Source organism: Streptomyces albospinus, from assembly GCF_014648695.1.
GTDB lineage: Bacteria > Actinomycetota > Actinomycetes > Streptomycetales > Streptomycetaceae > Streptomyces > Streptomyces albospinus.
This window is the reverse complement of the sequence record NZ_BMRP01000009.1, coordinates 46,675-61,457: the sequence shown is the minus strand read 5'-3', so window position 1 is coordinate 61,457 and position 14,783 is coordinate 46,675. Positions and strand designations below refer to the sequence as shown.

Genomic DNA, 14,783 nt, shown 5'->3' with positions numbered 1-14,783 from the left:
TTCGAAAGGCGAAGCGTGGCCAAGAAGCAAGGTGCCATCGAGATCGAGGGCACCGTGATCGAGTCTCTGCCGAACGCCATGTTCAAGGTGGAGCTCCAGAACGGTCACAAGGTCCTCGCGCACATCAGCGGCAAGATGCGGATGCACTACATCCGTATCCTCCCGGATGACCGGGTCGTGGTGGAGCTCTCTCCGTACGACCTCACGCGTGGCCGGATCGTCTACCGCTACAAGTAGATCTTGTCGAAGCCCCGCTCCCGTGGGGCGACGGCACTGACCCGGAGAACCTCACATCCCATGAAGGTCAAGCCGAGCGTCAAGAAGATCTGCGACAAGTGCAAGGTGATCCGCCGCCACGGCCGGGTCATGGTCATCTGCGACAACCTGCGCCACAAGCAGCGCCAGGGCTGACGCACGCCGACCAACCTGCATTTCGCAGTTTTCGCGCGACGCAAGCACGACACGTACATACGCAGTCACCCGACCCCCGCATCTGTCGCGTGGGGACGACACCCCCGGCTCGGAGGCCGGGGACCCGGCTCGTAATTCTGAAGAGTCTTACGGGAACGGTGCTGTGGAAGACCTCCGAATAGCCATCAGGAGCCACATCAATGGCACGCCTCGCAGGCGTTGATCTCCCGCGCGAAAAGCGTGTGGAGGTCGCCCTCACCTACGTCTTCGGTATCGGGCGGACGCTCTCGCAGCAGACCCTCGCCGCCACCGGCGTGAACCCGAACACCCGGGTCCGCGACCTTGCCGAGGAAGACCTCGTCAAGATCCGCGAGTACGTCGACAACAACCTCAAGACCGAGGGTGACCTCCGTCGTGAGATCCAGGCCGACATCCGCCGCAAGGTCGAGATCGGCTGCTACCAGGGTCTGCGTCACCGCCGCGGTCTGCCGGTGCACGGCCAGCGCACCAGCACGAACGCCCGTACCCGCAAGGGTCCGCGTCGCGCGATCGCCGGCAAGAAGAAGCCGGGCAAGAAGTAGTCCTCAGCAGGACGCTCACCAGCGGTCTTCGCTGTAGGACCGACCACCTCCACGGGAGAATTTCATGCCTCCGAAGGGCCGTACGGCCGGCGCCAAGAAGGTGCGCCGCAAGGAGAAGAAGAACGTCGCCCACGGGCACGCTCACATCAAGAGCACGTTCAACAACACGATCGTCTCGATCACCGACCCGACCGGGAACGTGATCTCTTGGGCCTCTGCCGGCCACGTCGGCTTCAAGGGCTCGCGCAAGTCCACCCCCTTCGCCGCGCAGATGGCCGCCGAGTCGGCCGCCCGCCGCGCGCAGGAGCACGGCATGCGCAAGGTCGACGTCTTCGTGAAGGGCCCGGGTTCGGGCCGCGAGACGGCCATCCGTTCGCTTCAGGCGACCGGTCTTGAGGTCGGCTCGATCCAGGACGTCACCCCCACCCCGCACAACGGATGCCGCCCGCCCAAGCGTCGCCGCGTCTGACCCACTGAAGTAGGAGACAACTAGACAATGGCGCGTTACACCGGGGCCGACTGCAAGCGTTGCCGTCGGGAGAAGCAGAAGCTCTTCCTCAAGGGGAGCAAGTGCGAGAGCGCGAAGTGCCCGATCGAGATCCGTCCTTACCCCCCGGGTGAGCACGGTCGCGGGCGCACCAAGGACAGCGAGTACCTGCTCCAGCTTCGTGAGAAGCAGAAGTGCAGCCGCATCTACGGTGTCCTTGAGAAGCAGTTCGTGAACTACTACAAGGAAGCGAACCAGAAGACCGGCAAGACCGGTGAGAACCTTCTGCGCATCCTTGAGACCCGCCTCGACAACGTGGTCTACCGGGCCGGCTTCGCCAAGTCCCGCGACCACGCCCGTCAGCTGGTGCGTCACGGACACATCCAGGTCAACGGCCGCAAGACCGACATCCCGTCGGCCCGCGTCGCCGTGAACGACATCATCGAGGTCCGCACGGGCTCCAAGACCCTGACCCCCTTCGAGGTGGCCAAGGCGGAGGCCGGCGAGAAGACCGTCCCGGCGTGGCTGGAGGCGATCCCCTCGCAGCTGCGGATCCTCGTGCACAGCCTGCCCGAGCGCCAGGTGATCGACACCCAGGTGCAGGAGCAGCTGATCGTTGAGCTCTACTCCAAGTAAGGGCTGAGCGCGGTAGGGGCGGTACGGAGCCATCGGCGCCGTACCGCCCGTACCCTTTGAAGTACAGCGGGCGTCAAATAGCGGGCGTCCACGACTGAAGGAACGAACACCATGCTGATTGCTCAGCGTCCCTCGTTGACCGAAGAGGTCGTCGACGAGTACCGCTCCCGGTTCGTGATCGAGCCGCTGGAGCCGGGCTTCGGCTACACCCTCGGCAACTCCCTCCGCCGGACTCTTCTCTCCTCGATCCCGGGTGCGGCGGTCACGTCCATCCGCATCGACGGTGTCCTGCACGAGTTCACCACCGTGCCGGGCGTCAAGGAAGACGTCACCGACCTGATCCTCAACATCAAGCAGCTGGTCGTCTCCTCGGAGCACGACGAGCCGGTCGTGATGTACCTGCGCAAGCAGGGCCCGGGTCTGGTCACCGCCGCCGACATCGCGCCGCCGGCCGGTGTCGAGGTGCACAACCCCGACCTGGTCCTCGCCACGCTCAACGGCAAGGGCAAGCTGGAGATGGAGCTGACCGTCGAGCGCGGTCGCGGCTACGTCTCCGCCGTGCAGAACAAGCAGGTCGGCCAGGAGATCGGCCGCATCCCGGTCGACTCGATCTACTCGCCGGTGCTCAAGGTCACGTACAAGGTCGAGGCGACCCGTGTCGAGCAGCGCACCGACTTCGACAAGCTGATCGTCGACGTCGAGACCAAGCAGGCCATGCGCCCGCGCGACGCCATGGCGTCGGCCGGCAAGACCCTCGTCGAGCTCTTCGGCCTGGCCCGTGAGCTGAACATCGACGCCGAGGGCATCGACATGGGCCCGTCCCCGACGGACGCCGCCCTGGCCGCCGACCTGGCGCTGCCGATCGAGGAGCTGGAGCTCACCGTCCGCTCCTACAACTGCCTCAAGCGTGAGGGCATCCACTCGGTGGGCGAGCTGGTGGCCCGCTCCGAGGCGGACCTGCTCGACATCCGCAATTTCGGCGCGAAGTCGATCGACGAGGTCAAGGCGAAGCTGGCCGGCATGGGCCTGGCGCTCAAGGACAGCCCGCCCGGATTCGACCCGACCGCCGCCGCCGACGCCTTCGGTGCCGACGACGACGCGGACGCCGGTTTCGTGGAGACCGAGCAGTACTGAGCGTGACCGACTGGGGTCCGGGCGGTGTCCCGGGCCCCAGCCGTGTGAGATCTTCCCCGGGGCAGCCGCCTCGGGGGAACTGACACCGGTACCTGATACGGCCGGTGCAGCAATGAAGGAGAAACACCATGCCGAAGCCCACCAAGGGTGCCCGTCTGGGCGGCAGCGCGGCTCACGAGCGTCTGATGCTGCGCAACCTTGCGACCAGCCTCTTCGAGCACGGCCGCATCACGACGACCGAGGCCAAGGCCCGTCGTCTGCGCCCGTACGCGGAGCGTCTGGTGACCAAGGCGAAGAAGGGCGACCTGCACAACCGTCGTCAGGTCATGGAGCTGATCTCGGACAAGAGCGTCGTGCACACGCTCTTCACGGAGATCGCCCCGCGCTTCGCCGAGCGTCCGGGTGGCTACACCCGCATCACCAAGATCGGCAACCGTCGTGGCGACAACGCCCCGATGGCGGTCATCGAGCTGGTCGAGGGCGAGATCGCCAAGAAGGCGACCGTCGCCGAGGCCGAGGCCGCGACCAAGCGCGCGGTGAAGGAGTCCGAGGCTCCGGCCGAGGAGACCACCGAGGCCTGAGGCACCGGTCGGCTGTGAGCGGGTCCGCCCTTCGGGGCGGGCCCGCTTTCGTATGGGGTGAGGGAGGATTGCTGGCGTGAGTGATGAAGTGGAGCCCGGTTTCGTCCGGGTGCGGTTGGACCTGTCGTACGACGGCGCGGAATTCTCCGGGTGGGCCAAGCAGCGTGAACGGCGCACGGTCCAGGGGGAGTTGGAGGACGCGATCCGGACCGTGACGCGGTCGCCGGAGGCGTATGAGCTCACCGTCGCCGGGCGGACGGACGCGGGGGTGCATGCGCGGGGGCAGGTGGCGCATGTGGACCTGCCGGCGGAGCTGTGGGCCGAGCACGGGGACAAGCTGCTGCGGCGGCTGGCCGGGCGGCTGCCGAAGGACGTCCGGGTGTGGCGGGCCGAGGAGGCGCCGTTCGGGTTCAACGCGCGGTTCTCGGCGATCTGGCGGCGGTACGCGTACCGGGTCACCGATCACCACGGGGGCGTCGATCCGCTGCTGCGCGGGCACGTGCTGTGGCACGACTGGGACCTGGACGTCGAGGCGATGAACGCGGCGTCCCGGCCGCTGCTCGGGGAGCACGACTTCGCGGCCTACTGCAAGCGCCGGGAGGGTGCGACCACGATCCGCACGCTCCAGGAGCTCAGCTGGGAGCGGGGTGCGGACGGGATCATCACGGCGACCGTGCGGGCCGATGCGTTCTGCCACAACATGGTGCGGTCGCTGGTGGGCGCGATGCTGTTCGTGGGGGACGGGCACCGGCCGGTGGAGTGGCCGGCGAAGGTGCTGGCCGCGGGGGTGCGGGACTCCGCCGTCCATGTGGTCCGGCCGCACGGGCTGACGCTGGAGGAGGTCGGGTACCCGGCCGACGAGCTGCTGATGGCGCGCAACAAGGAAGCGCGCAACAAGCGCTCCCTGCCGGGCGGCGGCTGCTGCTGAGCGGCGGCGCAGGGCCCCCGCGCCGATGGGGCGCGGGGGAGGTGCCACCGGGGGCGTCAGGACTTGCCGGCCTTCCTGCGGGCGTCCTGGAGCTGCTTCTCGGCGGCCTTGGCGGCCTGGTCCTTGCCGCGCTGGGCGATCTGGGCGAAGGCGTACGAGCCGCCGTCCCGCATGATCTGCTGGGCCTTGGTGTCGCTCGCGGTGACGTCCTTGCCGTTGGTGTAGCCGGCGATGGTGAAGTACGCGTAGCGGCCGGTGGCGTTGGTGGTCATCCGGCACTTGGTGCCCTGGCAGAAGCTCGCCGGGACGCCGCCGCCGGAGAGCGGCAGGAGGTTGGGCTTGCTCTCGTTCATCACCGCGGTGGCCTTCGCGGGGGAGTCGAAGACCGCGACGCCGATGGTGACCGCGACCCCGTCCTTGGCGTACGTGGCGCGCAGCAGCTGCTTGCAGCCGTTGTGGGTGAGCGAGGAGACCAGTGCGCCCTGGGCGGCGGCGGTGCAGTCCGTGCTGTTGTCGGTGGCGGTCTGCGGGTAGCTGTTCTCGCCGACGACCATGCTCTTCTGCGGGAAGAGGGTGGCCGGGGTGAGCGGCGCGGTGTCCTTCTTGGGGTCGGAGATGTAGTCCTGCGGGTTGGGCGGCGGCGGGACCGAGACGTCGGGGAACGAGGGCTTGTCGTCCGGGGCTGCGGTCTGGCCGGAGGCGGTGGGCTGGGCCGTGGGGTTGCCGCCCGGTGAGTTGCTGTTCATGACGGCGGCGGCGACGATCCCGGCGATCGCGAGGGCGGCGACCACGCCGCCGCCGATCATCATCCAGCGCTTGCGACGGCCGCGCGCCTCGCTCTCGTCGGCGAGCGCGTCCCAGTCCGGGGTGGACCCCCCGGGGCCGCCGAACGGCCCCCCTTGCCCAAAGCTCATGCCGCGCATCCTAATGCGGTTGGTGTAACGCGTGGGGGGCGGAGAGAATCCGGCCCATGGGACATCTGGAAGCCGCGCACCTGGAGTACTACCTGCCGGACGGGAGGGCTCTCCTGGGGGATGTGTCCTTCCGGGTGGGGGAGGGCGCTTCGGTGGCATTGGTCGGAGCCAACGGCGCGGGCAAGACGACCCTGCTGCGGCTGATCGCGGGCGAGCTGGAGCCGCACGGCGGGACGGTCGCGGTCGGCGGGGGGCTGGGCGTGATGCCGCAGTTCGTGGGGTCCGTGCAGGACGAGCGGACGGTGCGGGACCTGCTGGTGTCGGTCGCGCACCCGCGGATCCGCCAGGCGGCGGCAGCGGTGGACGCGGCCGAAGAGGCGATCATGACGGCGGATGATGACGACGAGGCCGCGCAGATGGCGTATGCGCAGGCGCTCAGCGACTGGGCCGAGGCGCGCGGCTACGAGGCCGAGACGGCCTGGGACATCTGCACCACGGCGGCGCTGGGGCTGCCGTACGAGAAGGCGCAGTGGCGCCGGGTGCGCACGCTCTCCGGGGGCCAGCAGAAGCGGCTGGTGCTGGAATCGCTGCTGCGCGGTACGGACGAGGTGCTGCTGCTGGACGAGCCGGACAACTATCTGGACGTGCCGGGCAAGCGGTGGCTGGAGGAGCAGCTGCGGCAGACCCGTAAGACGGTGCTGTTCGTCTCGCACGACCGGGAGCTGCTGGCCCGCGCCGCGGAGAAGATCATCAGCGTCGAGCCGGGTCCTGCGGGGTCCGATGTGTGGGTGCACGGCGGCGGTTTCGCCACGTACCACGAGGCCCGCCGGGAGCGCTTCGCGCGCTTCGAGGAGCTGCGGCGGCGCTGGGACGAGAAGCACGCCCAGCTGAAGAAGCTGGTGGTCTCGCTGCGGCAGGCGGCGTCGGTCAGTCATGAGATGGCCTCGCGGTACGCCGCGGCGCAGACCCGGCTGCGGAAGTTCGAGGAGGCCGGCCCGCCGCCGGAGCCGCCGCGCGAGCAGGAGATCACCATGCGGCTGCGCGGCGGGCGCACCGGCGTCCGGGCGGTGACCTGCGAGAACCTGGAACTCACCGGCCTGATGCGGCCCTTCGACCTGGAGGTGTTCTACGGGGAGCGGGTGGCCGTCCTGGGCTCGAACGGCTCGGGGAAGTCGCACTTCCTGCGGCTGCTGGCCGGGGACACACAGAACCCGGTCGCGCACTCCGGTGCCTGGAAGCTGGGTGCCCGCGTCGTCGCCGGGCACTTCGCGCAGACGCATGCACACCCCGAGCTGATGGGCCGCACCCTCCTCGACGTGCTGTGGACCGAGCACGCCAGGAACCAGGGCCAGGCGATGTCGGTGCTGCGCCGCTACGAGCTGGAGAAGCAGGCCGAGCAGCGCTTCGAGCGGCTGTCGGGCGGGCAGCAGGCGCGCTTCCAGATCCTGCTGCTGGAGCTCTCCGGGGCGACCGCGCTGCTGCTGGACGAGCCGACCGACAACCTGGACCTGGAGTCCGCGGAGGCGCTCCAGGAGGGGCTGGAGGCGTACGAGGGGACGGTGCTGGCGGTGACCCACGACCGGTGGTTCGCGCGGTCCTTCGACCGGTTCCTGGTGTTCGGCGCGGACGGGACCGTACGGGAGACGGCACAGCCGGTGTGGGACGAGACGCGGGGCCGCCCCGCGCCGTGAAGGGCTCGCCGGCCCCTGGGGGAGTGTCGGCGGGAGCGGTGGCCGGGGCGGCTCCTAGCCTGGCCGCATGAGTGCGGAGAAACCGGTCAAGACCGTCAATTCAGGCGAGTTGGCAGGGGGGTTGGCGGGGGAGCCGGCGGCGGATTCGGCTCTGGCCGCGTGGCTGCGCGGGCGGGCCTCGTGGGGGCTGCGGTCGGTGGCCGGAGGGCTGCTGGCGGTGCTGGTCTGGGAGCTGCACCGGACCAGCCCGACGCTGGGGATGGACAACGACTTCGTCGTGCGGGCCGCGCGGGCGCTGCTGGACGGCGGGGCCCCGTACGCCGACAAGCGGTTCCTCTACCTGCCGAGCGCGGTGCTCGCGGCGGTGCCCGAGGCGCTGCTGGGCCCGCGGGAGCTGCGGGTGCTGGTGCCGGTGGCGGGGGCCGCGGCGGTGCTTTCGGGGTGGTGGGCGTCGCTGCGGATCTTCCGGGTGGGCGCGGGCAGCCGGCTGGCGGCGCTGGGGGTGGTGGCGCTGGTGTTCTTCGAGCCGCTGCGCAACGTGGTGAACATCGGGAACTGGACGCTGGCGTCGGTGGTGGCGCTGCCGGCGGCGGTGCTCTGCGCGGCGCGCGGGCGGTGGACGGCGGCCGGTGCGGTGGTCGGGTGCGCGCTGGCGGTCAAGCCGCTGCTGGCGCCGCTGCTGCTGCTCTTCGTCCTCGCCCGGCGCGGGCGCGCGCTGGCGGTGGCCGTCGCGGTCCCGGTGGTGGCGTCGGTGCCGGCGGCGCTGGTGATGCCGCGGCCGGGGATGTTCTTCACGCACACGCTGCCGTTCCTGCTCCGCGGGCAGGACGCCTTCGCCCGGCCGTACGACGCCTCGGTGGGGATGGTCCTGACGCGGCTGGGGGTGCCGGCGCCGCTCGCGTACGGGGTCGCGGTGCTCGCGGCGGCGGTCGGGCTGGGCTGCGCCCGGGTGCGCTGGCGGCGTGCGGACGGCGGGCCGCGGCGGCTGGTGGAGACCGCGGCGATGCTGATGCTGGCGGCCTTCCTCGTCTCCCGGCCGTCCTTCGACCACTATCTGCTGGTGGTGCTGGGGCCGCTGCTGGCGTCGGTGGTGGCGGCCGGGTCGGTGCCGCGTACGGCCTGGTTCTGGATCGCGCTGGTGCCGCAGGTCTCCGGTTTCGCCTGGCCGCACCTGGAGGCGATCCAGCGGCGGGCCTTCCGGGACGCGGCGGCGCTGTGGCTGCTGGCGGGGGTGGCCGCGTGGACCTGTGCGGTGCGGTGGCGGGCTCCGGAGGCGGGCGAGCCGGCGGACGGGCCGGCGGACGGGCCGGCGCGGGGCCGGGAGCCGGTCCGGGGCGTGTTTTGACCCCGCTGGGTGCGGGCCGGTATTCTGCCAGTTCGTTATGCGTATTGGCTTGCTCTATCTCACGTGAGGGGCCCTTACGCCGGCTCACCGGGCCGTTGACCAGCGGCGGACGATCGGGTTGCGTCACCCGTAGCACCGCCCTGCTGTGTGATCAGCCGTGGTGGCCAGTACAGGACCCATCACTTACGAAGCGAAGGCTAAGACGTGCGTACGTTCAGCCCCAAGCCCGGCGATGTTCAGCGCCAGTGGCACATCATTGACGCGCAGGACGTTGTCCTGGGCCGTCTGGCCAGCCAGGCCGCGTCCCTTCTCCGGGGCAAGCACAAGCCGGTCTACGCCCCTCACGTTGACACCGGTGACTTCGTCATCATCATCAACGCCGAGAAGGTGCACCTCTCCGGCAACAAGAAGACCCAGAAGATGGCTTACCGCCACTCCGGCTTCCCGGGTGGTCTGCGCTCCGTCCGTTACGACGAGCTGCTGACCAAGAGCCCCGAGAAGGCCGTCGAGAAGGCCATCAAGGGCATGCTCCCCAAGAACACCCTCGGCCGTCAGATGCTCTCGAAGCTGAAGGTCTACGCGGGCGCCGAGCACCCGCACGCTGCGCAGCAGCCGGTCCCGTTCGAGATCACCCAGGTCGCGCAGTAAGTCCGGCCACCCCCTAAGACGACAGAGAATCTGAGGAGCATCGTGGCTGAGACCACCCCCGAGACCCCGCTGGACGAGGTCGAGGAGTACACCACCGAGACCGAGGTCGTGGAGTCGGAGTACACCTCCGAGTCCGTCGCTTCCCGCTTCGGCGACCCGCAGCCGGCCGCCGGCCTGGGCCGCCGCAAGAACGCCATCGCCCGCGTCCGGATCGTCCCGGGCACCGGCCAGTGGAAGATCAACGGTCGCACCCTTGAGGGCTACTTCCCCAACAAGGTGCACCAGCAGGAAGTCAACGAGCCCTTCAAGGTGCTCGAGCTCGACAACCGCTACGACGTCATCGCCCGCATCGCCGGCGGCGGCATCTCCGGCCAGGCCGGTGCGCTGCGCCTGGGCGTGGCCCGTGCGCTGAACGAGGCGGACGTGGACGCCAACCGCCCCGCCCTGAAGAAGGCCGGGTTCCTCAAGCGTGACGACCGTGCGGTCGAGCGCAAGAAGGCCGGTCTCAAGAAGGCCCGCAAGGCGCCGCAGTACAGCAAGCGCTAATCACGCTCGCTGCAACAGGGCAGCTCTTGGCGAACGCCCCGGTGGCACTTCCGTGCTGCCGGGGCGTTCGGCATCCGGGACCTGGGGCGTATACCTGGAATCGATGCTCTGGTCCAAGCTCAGAAACTCGGAGGACACCAGTGGGACGACTCTTCGGCACGGACGGAGTGCGCGGCGTCGCCAATGCGGATCTCACGGCGGAGCTGGCGCTCGGCCTGTCGGTCGCGGCGGCGCATGTGCTGGCCGAGGCAGGCACCTTTGAAGGGCACCGGCCGGTGGCCGTGGTCGGTCGCGATCCGCGGGCGTCGGGGGAGTTCCTGGAAGCGGCGGTGGTGGCCGGTCTGGCCAGCGCCGGTGTGGATGTGCTGCGGGTGGGCGTGCTGCCGACCCCGGCGGTCGCGTATCTGACCGGTTCGCTCGGCGCGGACCTGGGTGTGATGCTCTCCGCCAGCCACAACCCGATGCCCGACAACGGCATCAAGTTCTTCGCCCGCGGCGGCCACAAGCTCGCCGACGATCTGGAGGACCGGATCGAGCAGACCTACCGCGCGCACAGCTCCGGTGAGCCGTGGGAGCGGCCGACCGGCGCCGGCGTGGGCCGGGTCACCGACTACGACGAGGGCTTCGACAAGTACGTCGCGCACCTGGTCGGCGTGCTGCCCAACCGCCTGGACGGGCTGACGATCGTCATCGACGGCGCGCACGGTGCGGCGGCGCGGGTCTCGCCCGAGGCGTTCGCGCGGGCCGGCGCCGAGGTCGTCACCATCGGCACCGAGCCGGACGGCCTGAACATCAACGCCGCCTGCGGCTCCACCCACCTCGACAAGCTCCGGGCCGCCGTCGTCGAGCACGGCGCGGACCTGGGCGTCGCGCACGACGGCGACGCGGACCGCTGCCTGGCCGTGGACCGCGACGGCAACGAGGTCGACGGCGACCAGATCCTGGCCGTCCTGTCGCTCGGCATGCGCGAGGCCGGGACGCTGCGCAAGAACACCGTCGTCGCCACCGTGATGTCCAACCTGGGCTTCAAGCTGGCGATGGAGCGCGAGGGCATCGACTTCGTGCAGACCGCGGTCGGCGACCGGTACGTGCTGGAGGAGATGAAGGCCCACGGCTACGCGCTGGGCGGGGAGCAGTCCGGGCACGTCATCGTGCTGGACCACGCCACGACCGGTGACGGGACGCTGACCGGGCTGATGCTGGCGGCCCGGGTCGCGGCGACCGGGCGGTCGCTGGCCGAGCTGGCGGGCGTCATGGAGCGGCTGCCGCAGATCCTCATCAACGTCCCCGACGTCGACAAGTCGCGGGTGGCCACCTCGCCCGAGCTGTCCGCGGCGGTCGCCGAGGCGGAGCGCGAACTGGGCGCGACCGGGCGGGTGCTGCTGCGTCCCTCGGGCACCGAGCCGCTGGTGCGGGTGATGGTCGAGGCGGCGGACATCGAGCAGGCCCGGGCGGTGGCCGGCCGGCTGGCCGACGTGGTCAAGTCCGCGCTGGGCTAGTGGAGTTCCGCTCCGGATCGTGATCCGGCCCGGTACCGGCAACTGCCGGTACCGGGCCGGAGCCGTTTCAGAGCTTGCGCAGCGACAGCCGCTGGACCTTGTGGTCGGACCCCTTGCGCAGGACCAGGTTCGCGCGGCCCCGGGTCGGGGCGACGTTCTGCTGGAGATTGGGCTTGTTGATGGTGCGCCACGTCATGCGGGCGTAGTCGAGGGCCTCGTCCTCGGACACCTGGGTGTACTTGCGGAAGTACGAGAAGGGGTTCTGGAAGGCGGTCTCGCGCAGCTTGCGGAACCGGCCGAGGTACCACTGCTCGATGTCCTCGGTGCGGGCGTCCACGTAGACGGAGAAGTCGAAGAAGTCGGCGAGGCCCAGGCGGGTGCGGCCGTCCTTGCCGGGGAGGGCCGGCTGGAGGACGTTGAGGCCCTCGACGATGAGGATGTCGGGCCGGTGCACGGCAAGTCGCTCGCCCGGCACGATGTCGTAGATGAGGTGCGAGTAGACCGGCGCGGTGACCTCCGCCTTGCCGGACTTCACATCCGCGACGAAGCGGGTCAGCGCCCGGCGGTCGTACGACTCGGGGAAGCCCTTGCGGGACATCAGGCCGCGCCGGTGCAGTTCGGCGTTGGGGAAGAGGAAGCCGTCGGTGGTGACCAGCTCGACGCGCGGGTGCTCGGGCCAGCGGGCCAGCAGCGCCTGGAGGAGCCGGGCGGTGGTGGACTTGCCGACCGCGACGCTGCCCGCGACCCCTATGACGAACGGGGTGCCGGGCTGGGAGCCGTGGCCGCCGCCCGCGTCGCCCAGGAAGGTGTTGAGGGCGCCGCGCAGGTTGCTGGTGGCGCCCACGTAGAGGTTGAGCAGCCGGGAGAGCGGCAGGTAGACGTCGCGTACCTCGTCGAGGTCGATGACATCGCCCAGGCCGCGCAGCCGCTCGACCTCGTCGGCGGTCAGGGGCAGCGGGGTCTTCTCCCGCAGGGCGCTCCACTCCGCGCGCGTCAGATCGACGTACGGGGAGCGCTCGGCGCGGCGTCGTTGCTGCGGATCCGTCGTCAGGGGCACGGGCCCCATTGTCCGCAGCCGGGGCGGGCGGTGCGCGCCGGGGTGCCGGTGCGGCGGTCCGGGGCGGCCCGAGCCGCGCGTCTGTACCCGGCTCCGCGGGCCCGGTACGGTCGGCAGCCGGGGCGGCGCGGGGTGCGGGCCGCCGGAACGAGTGGGGGGTTGGCGTGCGGGCACGCCTGTGGAAGCCGCTGCGGGAGCGGGCGCGCGAGCGGCGCCGGCGGAAGGCGGGTGCGGCGCTCGCGTCGGAGGAGTTCGCGGCGCGGATACGCCAGGAGCTGGCCGAGCAGCTGCCGGACGAGGACGTGGGGGAGGACCTGGCCGACTTCCTGGAGCGCCACGAGCCGGGGGGCGGGCCGGGCGGCGGGGACGCGGCGGCGGACGAGGAGTTCCGGGAGCTGGTCCGGGAGGCGCAGGACCGGATAGCGCGCGGGTATTGAGGGGGTATTGAGGGGCGCTGTCGTGCGGGGCGCGCGGATGTGAGCCAGATCATCCGTTTACGGCGGGTGAGCGGGTGTTTTGCCCGCGGTGCGCATGGCAGGATCTTGCGAATCGTTACCAGTGGGTAGCGGTTCGGCCGGGTGTCAACTTCCCCGGTCCACCCCACACTTCACCCCCCAGGATCCAACTGTGCGCAGATCCACCAGGATTGCCCGTTCCGGGATAGCCCCCTTACTGGCCGTCGCCACCGCCTCGCTGCTCGTTGCCGGGTGCGCGGGACCCCGGCCCGGCGCGTCCGGCGCCGACGCGGAGCCGGCGGCTGCGGACTCCACGGCCTCGCCGCAACTGGCCGTACGGGCCGCCGGCGACGGTGCCGACGGCAGCACCCCGAGCGCCGTGGCCCGGCCGGGCGGCGCCACGGGGCGGCCGGCGGAGAAGTCCGCGCTCCGGATCGCGTCCTTCGACCGGAAGACCGGACGGGCCGTCATCGCCCCGTCGACGGTGCGGCATTCACCCAGCACGCCCAGCACGCCCAGCACGCCGAGCACGCCGAGCACGCCGAGCACGCGGAGCACATCGAGCTCGCCGGGTACCCGGCCGAAGCCGTCGCCGTCCGGCAGCCCGTCCGGCAGCCCGTCCAACAGCCCGTCCGCCACGCCCTCGACCGGCTCGTCCGCCGCGCCCTCCGCCGGTCCGTCGAAGGGTGCGCCCGCGCCCAAGGCGGACGTGGCCGTCGGTGACGTCATCGCCAGTGCCCCGGCGCCCGGCGCGCCCCGGGGCGTCCTCGCCAAGGTCACCCGGGTCGTCGGCAGGACCGGCCACGGCACCGAGGTCGCCACCGCGCCGGCCACGCTCGACGCGCTGCTCGGCGACGCCACGGCGCACGGCACGGTGCCCGTCGACCCCAGCTCCGTGACGGTCGAGCCGCTCGCCCCCAAGGTCAAGGTCTCCTGGGCCAGGAACGGCGGCCTCCGCTTCGGCCCCCATGGCGCCAAGCTGCCCCTGGGCACCCTGCGGTTGGACGTCGGCGCGGCGCTGCCCACGCCCCCCGGCGGGCCCGTCTCCGCGGAGGCGTCGGCCGCCGGCTACGTCCAGCTCACCCCCGAGGTCGACTTCTCCTACGAGGGCAGCAAGGACAGTAAGGGCGGCAAGGGCAGCAAGGGCGGCGGCGTCGGCGGCGCCTCGCTGACCCTGGCCGGCGACTGGTCCTCCCAGTGGGAGCTCAAGGGCCGGGCGGCTGCCTCCACCGAGGCGAAACCGCTGCGTGTGCCCTTCGCCAAGCTGCACGCCGACCCCGTCGTCCAGGTCGGGCCGGTGCCGGTCGTGGTCAACCTCGACCTCACCTGCTACCTCCAGATCGACGCCGACGGCAAGGCCGCCGTCGACGTCAAGCAGGACCTCAAGGGCGACTTCGCGGTCGGCGGCAGCTACCGGCAGGCCAGCGGCTGGGCCCCGATCGCCGAAGCCCGGATGCACAGCACCCCCGTACGGGCCACCGTGGCCGCCGCCGGCAAGGTCAAGGCCGGCCTCGGCGCCGAGGCCGGTATCGGCCTCTACGGCAGCCTCGGCGTGACCGCCACCGTCGCCCCCTACCTGCGTGCCGACGTCGCCGGCAGCGCCACCGCCGCCACGGACGGCACCGCCTCCGCCACCGGCCGCTGGTCCGCCTTCGGCGGCGTCGACCTCTCGGGTGCGCTCCGTGCGCACCTCGACATCTTCGGTACGCCCGTTCTCGAACGCCGGGTCCCGCTGGGCCCGTTGAACCGGGAGTGGAAGCTGGCGGAAGGGGAGGGGACGGTGCGCCGGACCCCTGCGGGGGCGTGGCACTGACGGGCCCGGGACGTGTTCCCCGGTGCCGTGAACGGGCCGGTCCGGCGGCCCGGCCGG

General features: G+C 71.1%; 18 protein-coding genes. 15 read left to right on the top strand and 3 right to left on the bottom strand.

Going from position 1 to position 14,783, the window contains the following annotated elements:
* Positions 1-15 precede the first annotated feature (15 nt).
* From infA to truA, 8 genes are all read left to right on the top strand, one after another.
* A complete protein-coding gene (gene infA, locus IEZ17_RS14685) occupies positions 16-237 on the top strand; it encodes a translation initiation factor IF-1 (RefSeq protein ID WP_003956442.1) in 222 nt (73 codons plus the stop codon).
* 60 nt (positions 238-297) lie between these two features.
* Positions 298-411: a 50S ribosomal protein L36 gene (gene rpmJ / locus IEZ17_RS14680; RefSeq protein ID WP_003956441.1), complete on the top strand. Its 114-nt coding sequence runs from the start codon at positions 298-300 to the stop codon at positions 409-411.
* A 200-nt stretch (positions 412-611) separates the two neighbouring features.
* Entirely contained in the window at positions 612-992 is a 381-nt protein-coding gene (gene rpsM / locus IEZ17_RS14675) for a 30S ribosomal protein S13 (RefSeq protein ID WP_018090888.1), read from the top strand.
* Positions 993-1,056: 64 nt separating this feature from the next.
* Positions 1,057-1,461, top strand: coding sequence for a 30S ribosomal protein S11 (rpsK, locus tag IEZ17_RS14670; RefSeq protein ID WP_004571845.1), 405 nt, complete (start codon positions 1,057-1,059; stop codon positions 1,459-1,461).
* A gap of 27 nt (positions 1,462-1,488) precedes the next feature.
* Entirely contained in the window at positions 1,489-2,115 is a 627-nt protein-coding gene (gene rpsD, locus IEZ17_RS14665) for a 30S ribosomal protein S4 (protein ID WP_043264883.1), read from the top strand.
* A 111-nt stretch (positions 2,116-2,226) separates the two neighbouring features.
* Entirely contained in the window at positions 2,227-3,249 is a 1,023-nt protein-coding gene (locus IEZ17_RS14660) for a DNA-directed RNA polymerase subunit alpha (RefSeq protein WP_003956430.1), read from the top strand.
* 128 nt (positions 3,250-3,377) lie between these two features.
* Positions 3,378-3,830 carry a 50S ribosomal protein L17 gene (gene rplQ / locus IEZ17_RS14655; RefSeq protein ID WP_189300206.1) on the top strand — a complete coding sequence of 151 codons (453 nt, stop codon included), beginning with the start codon at positions 3,378-3,380 and terminating at the stop codon, positions 3,828-3,830.
* 76 nt (positions 3,831-3,906) lie between these two features.
* A complete protein-coding gene (gene truA, locus IEZ17_RS14650) occupies positions 3,907-4,758 on the top strand; it encodes a tRNA pseudouridine(38-40) synthase TruA (RefSeq protein ID WP_189300204.1) in 852 nt (283 codons plus the stop codon).
* Positions 4,759-4,814: 56 nt separating this feature from the next.
* Here the strand turns inward: truA and IEZ17_RS14645 are convergent, their stop codons facing one another.
* Positions 4,815-5,672, bottom strand: a complete 858-nt coding sequence (locus IEZ17_RS14645; RefSeq protein WP_189300202.1) for a hypothetical protein — start codon at positions 5,670-5,672, stop codon at positions 4,815-4,817.
* Positions 5,673-5,728: 56 nt separating this feature from the next.
* On the opposite strand from IEZ17_RS14645, the gene IEZ17_RS14640 reads away from it, so the two are divergent.
* From IEZ17_RS14640 to glmM, 5 genes are all read left to right on the top strand, one after another.
* Positions 5,729-7,363 (top strand): ABC-F family ATP-binding cassette domain-containing protein, encoded by a 1,635-nt coding sequence (locus tag IEZ17_RS14640; protein ID WP_189300200.1) that lies wholly within the window; start codon positions 5,729-5,731, stop codon positions 7,361-7,363.
* Positions 7,364-7,430: 67 nt separating this feature from the next.
* Entirely contained in the window at positions 7,431-8,708 is a 1,278-nt protein-coding gene (locus tag IEZ17_RS43835) for a glycosyltransferase family 87 protein (RefSeq protein ID WP_189300198.1), read from the top strand.
* Positions 8,709-8,912: 204 nt separating this feature from the next.
* Positions 8,913-9,356: a 50S ribosomal protein L13 gene (gene rplM, locus IEZ17_RS14630; RefSeq protein ID WP_189300196.1), complete on the top strand. Its 444-nt coding sequence runs from the start codon at positions 8,913-8,915 to the stop codon at positions 9,354-9,356.
* A gap of 42 nt (positions 9,357-9,398) precedes the next feature.
* Positions 9,399-9,902 (top strand): 30S ribosomal protein S9, encoded by a 504-nt coding sequence (gene rpsI, locus IEZ17_RS14625; protein ID WP_189300194.1) that lies wholly within the window; start codon positions 9,399-9,401, stop codon positions 9,900-9,902.
* A 140-nt stretch (positions 9,903-10,042) separates the two neighbouring features.
* Complete coding sequence (glmM, locus tag IEZ17_RS14620) at positions 10,043-11,401, top strand: phosphoglucosamine mutase (protein ID WP_189300192.1); 1,359 nt, start codon at positions 10,043-10,045, stop codon at positions 11,399-11,401.
* Positions 11,402-11,468: 67 nt separating this feature from the next.
* On the opposite strand, the gene coaA is transcribed toward glmM, so the two are convergent.
* A complete protein-coding gene (gene coaA / locus IEZ17_RS14615; protein ID WP_229852271.1) occupies positions 11,469-12,467 on the bottom strand; it encodes a type I pantothenate kinase in 999 nt (332 codons plus the stop codon).
* A 155-nt stretch (positions 12,468-12,622) separates the two neighbouring features.
* Between coaA and IEZ17_RS14610 the strand changes: the two genes are divergently transcribed.
* On the top strand, positions 12,623-12,895 hold the full coding sequence (locus IEZ17_RS14610) for a hypothetical protein (protein ID WP_189300191.1): 273 nt from the start codon (positions 12,623-12,625) through the stop codon (positions 12,893-12,895).
* A 144-nt stretch (positions 12,896-13,039) separates the two neighbouring features.
* Here IEZ17_RS14610 and IEZ17_RS44165 read toward each other — a convergent pair whose 3' ends face one another.
* Positions 13,040-13,642, bottom strand: coding sequence for a hypothetical protein (locus IEZ17_RS44165; protein WP_308427651.1), 603 nt, complete (start codon positions 13,640-13,642; stop codon positions 13,040-13,042).
* Between IEZ17_RS44165 and IEZ17_RS14605 the strand changes: the two genes are divergently transcribed.
* On the top strand, positions 13,623-14,726 hold the full coding sequence (locus tag IEZ17_RS14605; RefSeq protein ID WP_308427650.1) for a hypothetical protein: 1,104 nt from the start codon (positions 13,623-13,625) through the stop codon (positions 14,724-14,726). The two genes, IEZ17_RS44165 and IEZ17_RS14605, sit on opposite strands and share 20 nt — an antisense overlap.
* The last annotated feature ends 57 nt before the right edge of the window (positions 14,727-14,783 follow it).

Excerpts from the sequence above, each read along its gene's own strand:
- rpmJ (WP_003956441.1), top strand. The coding sequence starts at position 298 with ATGAAGGTCAAGCCGAGCGTCAAGAAGATCTGCGACAAGTGCAAGGTG.
- rpsM (WP_018090888.1), top strand. The coding sequence starts at position 612 with ATGGCACGCCTCGCAGGCGTTGATCTCCCGCGCGAAAAGCGTGTGGAG.
- rpsK (WP_004571845.1), top strand. The coding sequence starts at position 1,057 with ATGCCTCCGAAGGGCCGTACGGCCGGCGCCAAGAAGGTGCGCCGCAAG.
- rpsD (WP_043264883.1), top strand. The coding sequence starts at position 1,489 with ATGGCGCGTTACACCGGGGCCGACTGCAAGCGTTGCCGTCGGGAGAAG.
- IEZ17_RS14660 (WP_003956430.1), top strand. The coding sequence starts at position 2,227 with ATGCTGATTGCTCAGCGTCCCTCGTTGACCGAAGAGGTCGTCGACGAG.
- rplQ (WP_189300206.1), top strand. The coding sequence starts at position 3,378 with ATGCCGAAGCCCACCAAGGGTGCCCGTCTGGGCGGCAGCGCGGCTCAC.
- IEZ17_RS14645 (WP_189300202.1), bottom strand. The coding sequence starts at position 5,672 with ATGAGCTTTGGGCAAGGGGGGCCGTTCGGCGGCCCCGGGGGGTCCACC.
- IEZ17_RS14640 (WP_189300200.1), top strand. The coding sequence starts at position 5,729 with ATGGGACATCTGGAAGCCGCGCACCTGGAGTACTACCTGCCGGACGGG.
- IEZ17_RS43835 (WP_189300198.1), top strand. The coding sequence starts at position 7,431 with ATGAGTGCGGAGAAACCGGTCAAGACCGTCAATTCAGGCGAGTTGGCA.
- coaA (WP_229852271.1), bottom strand. The coding sequence starts at position 12,467 with ATGGGGCCCGTGCCCCTGACGACGGATCCGCAGCAACGACGCCGCGCC.
- IEZ17_RS44165 (WP_308427651.1), bottom strand. The coding sequence starts at position 13,642 with ATGACGTCACCGACGGCCACGTCCGCCTTGGGCGCGGGCGCACCCTTC.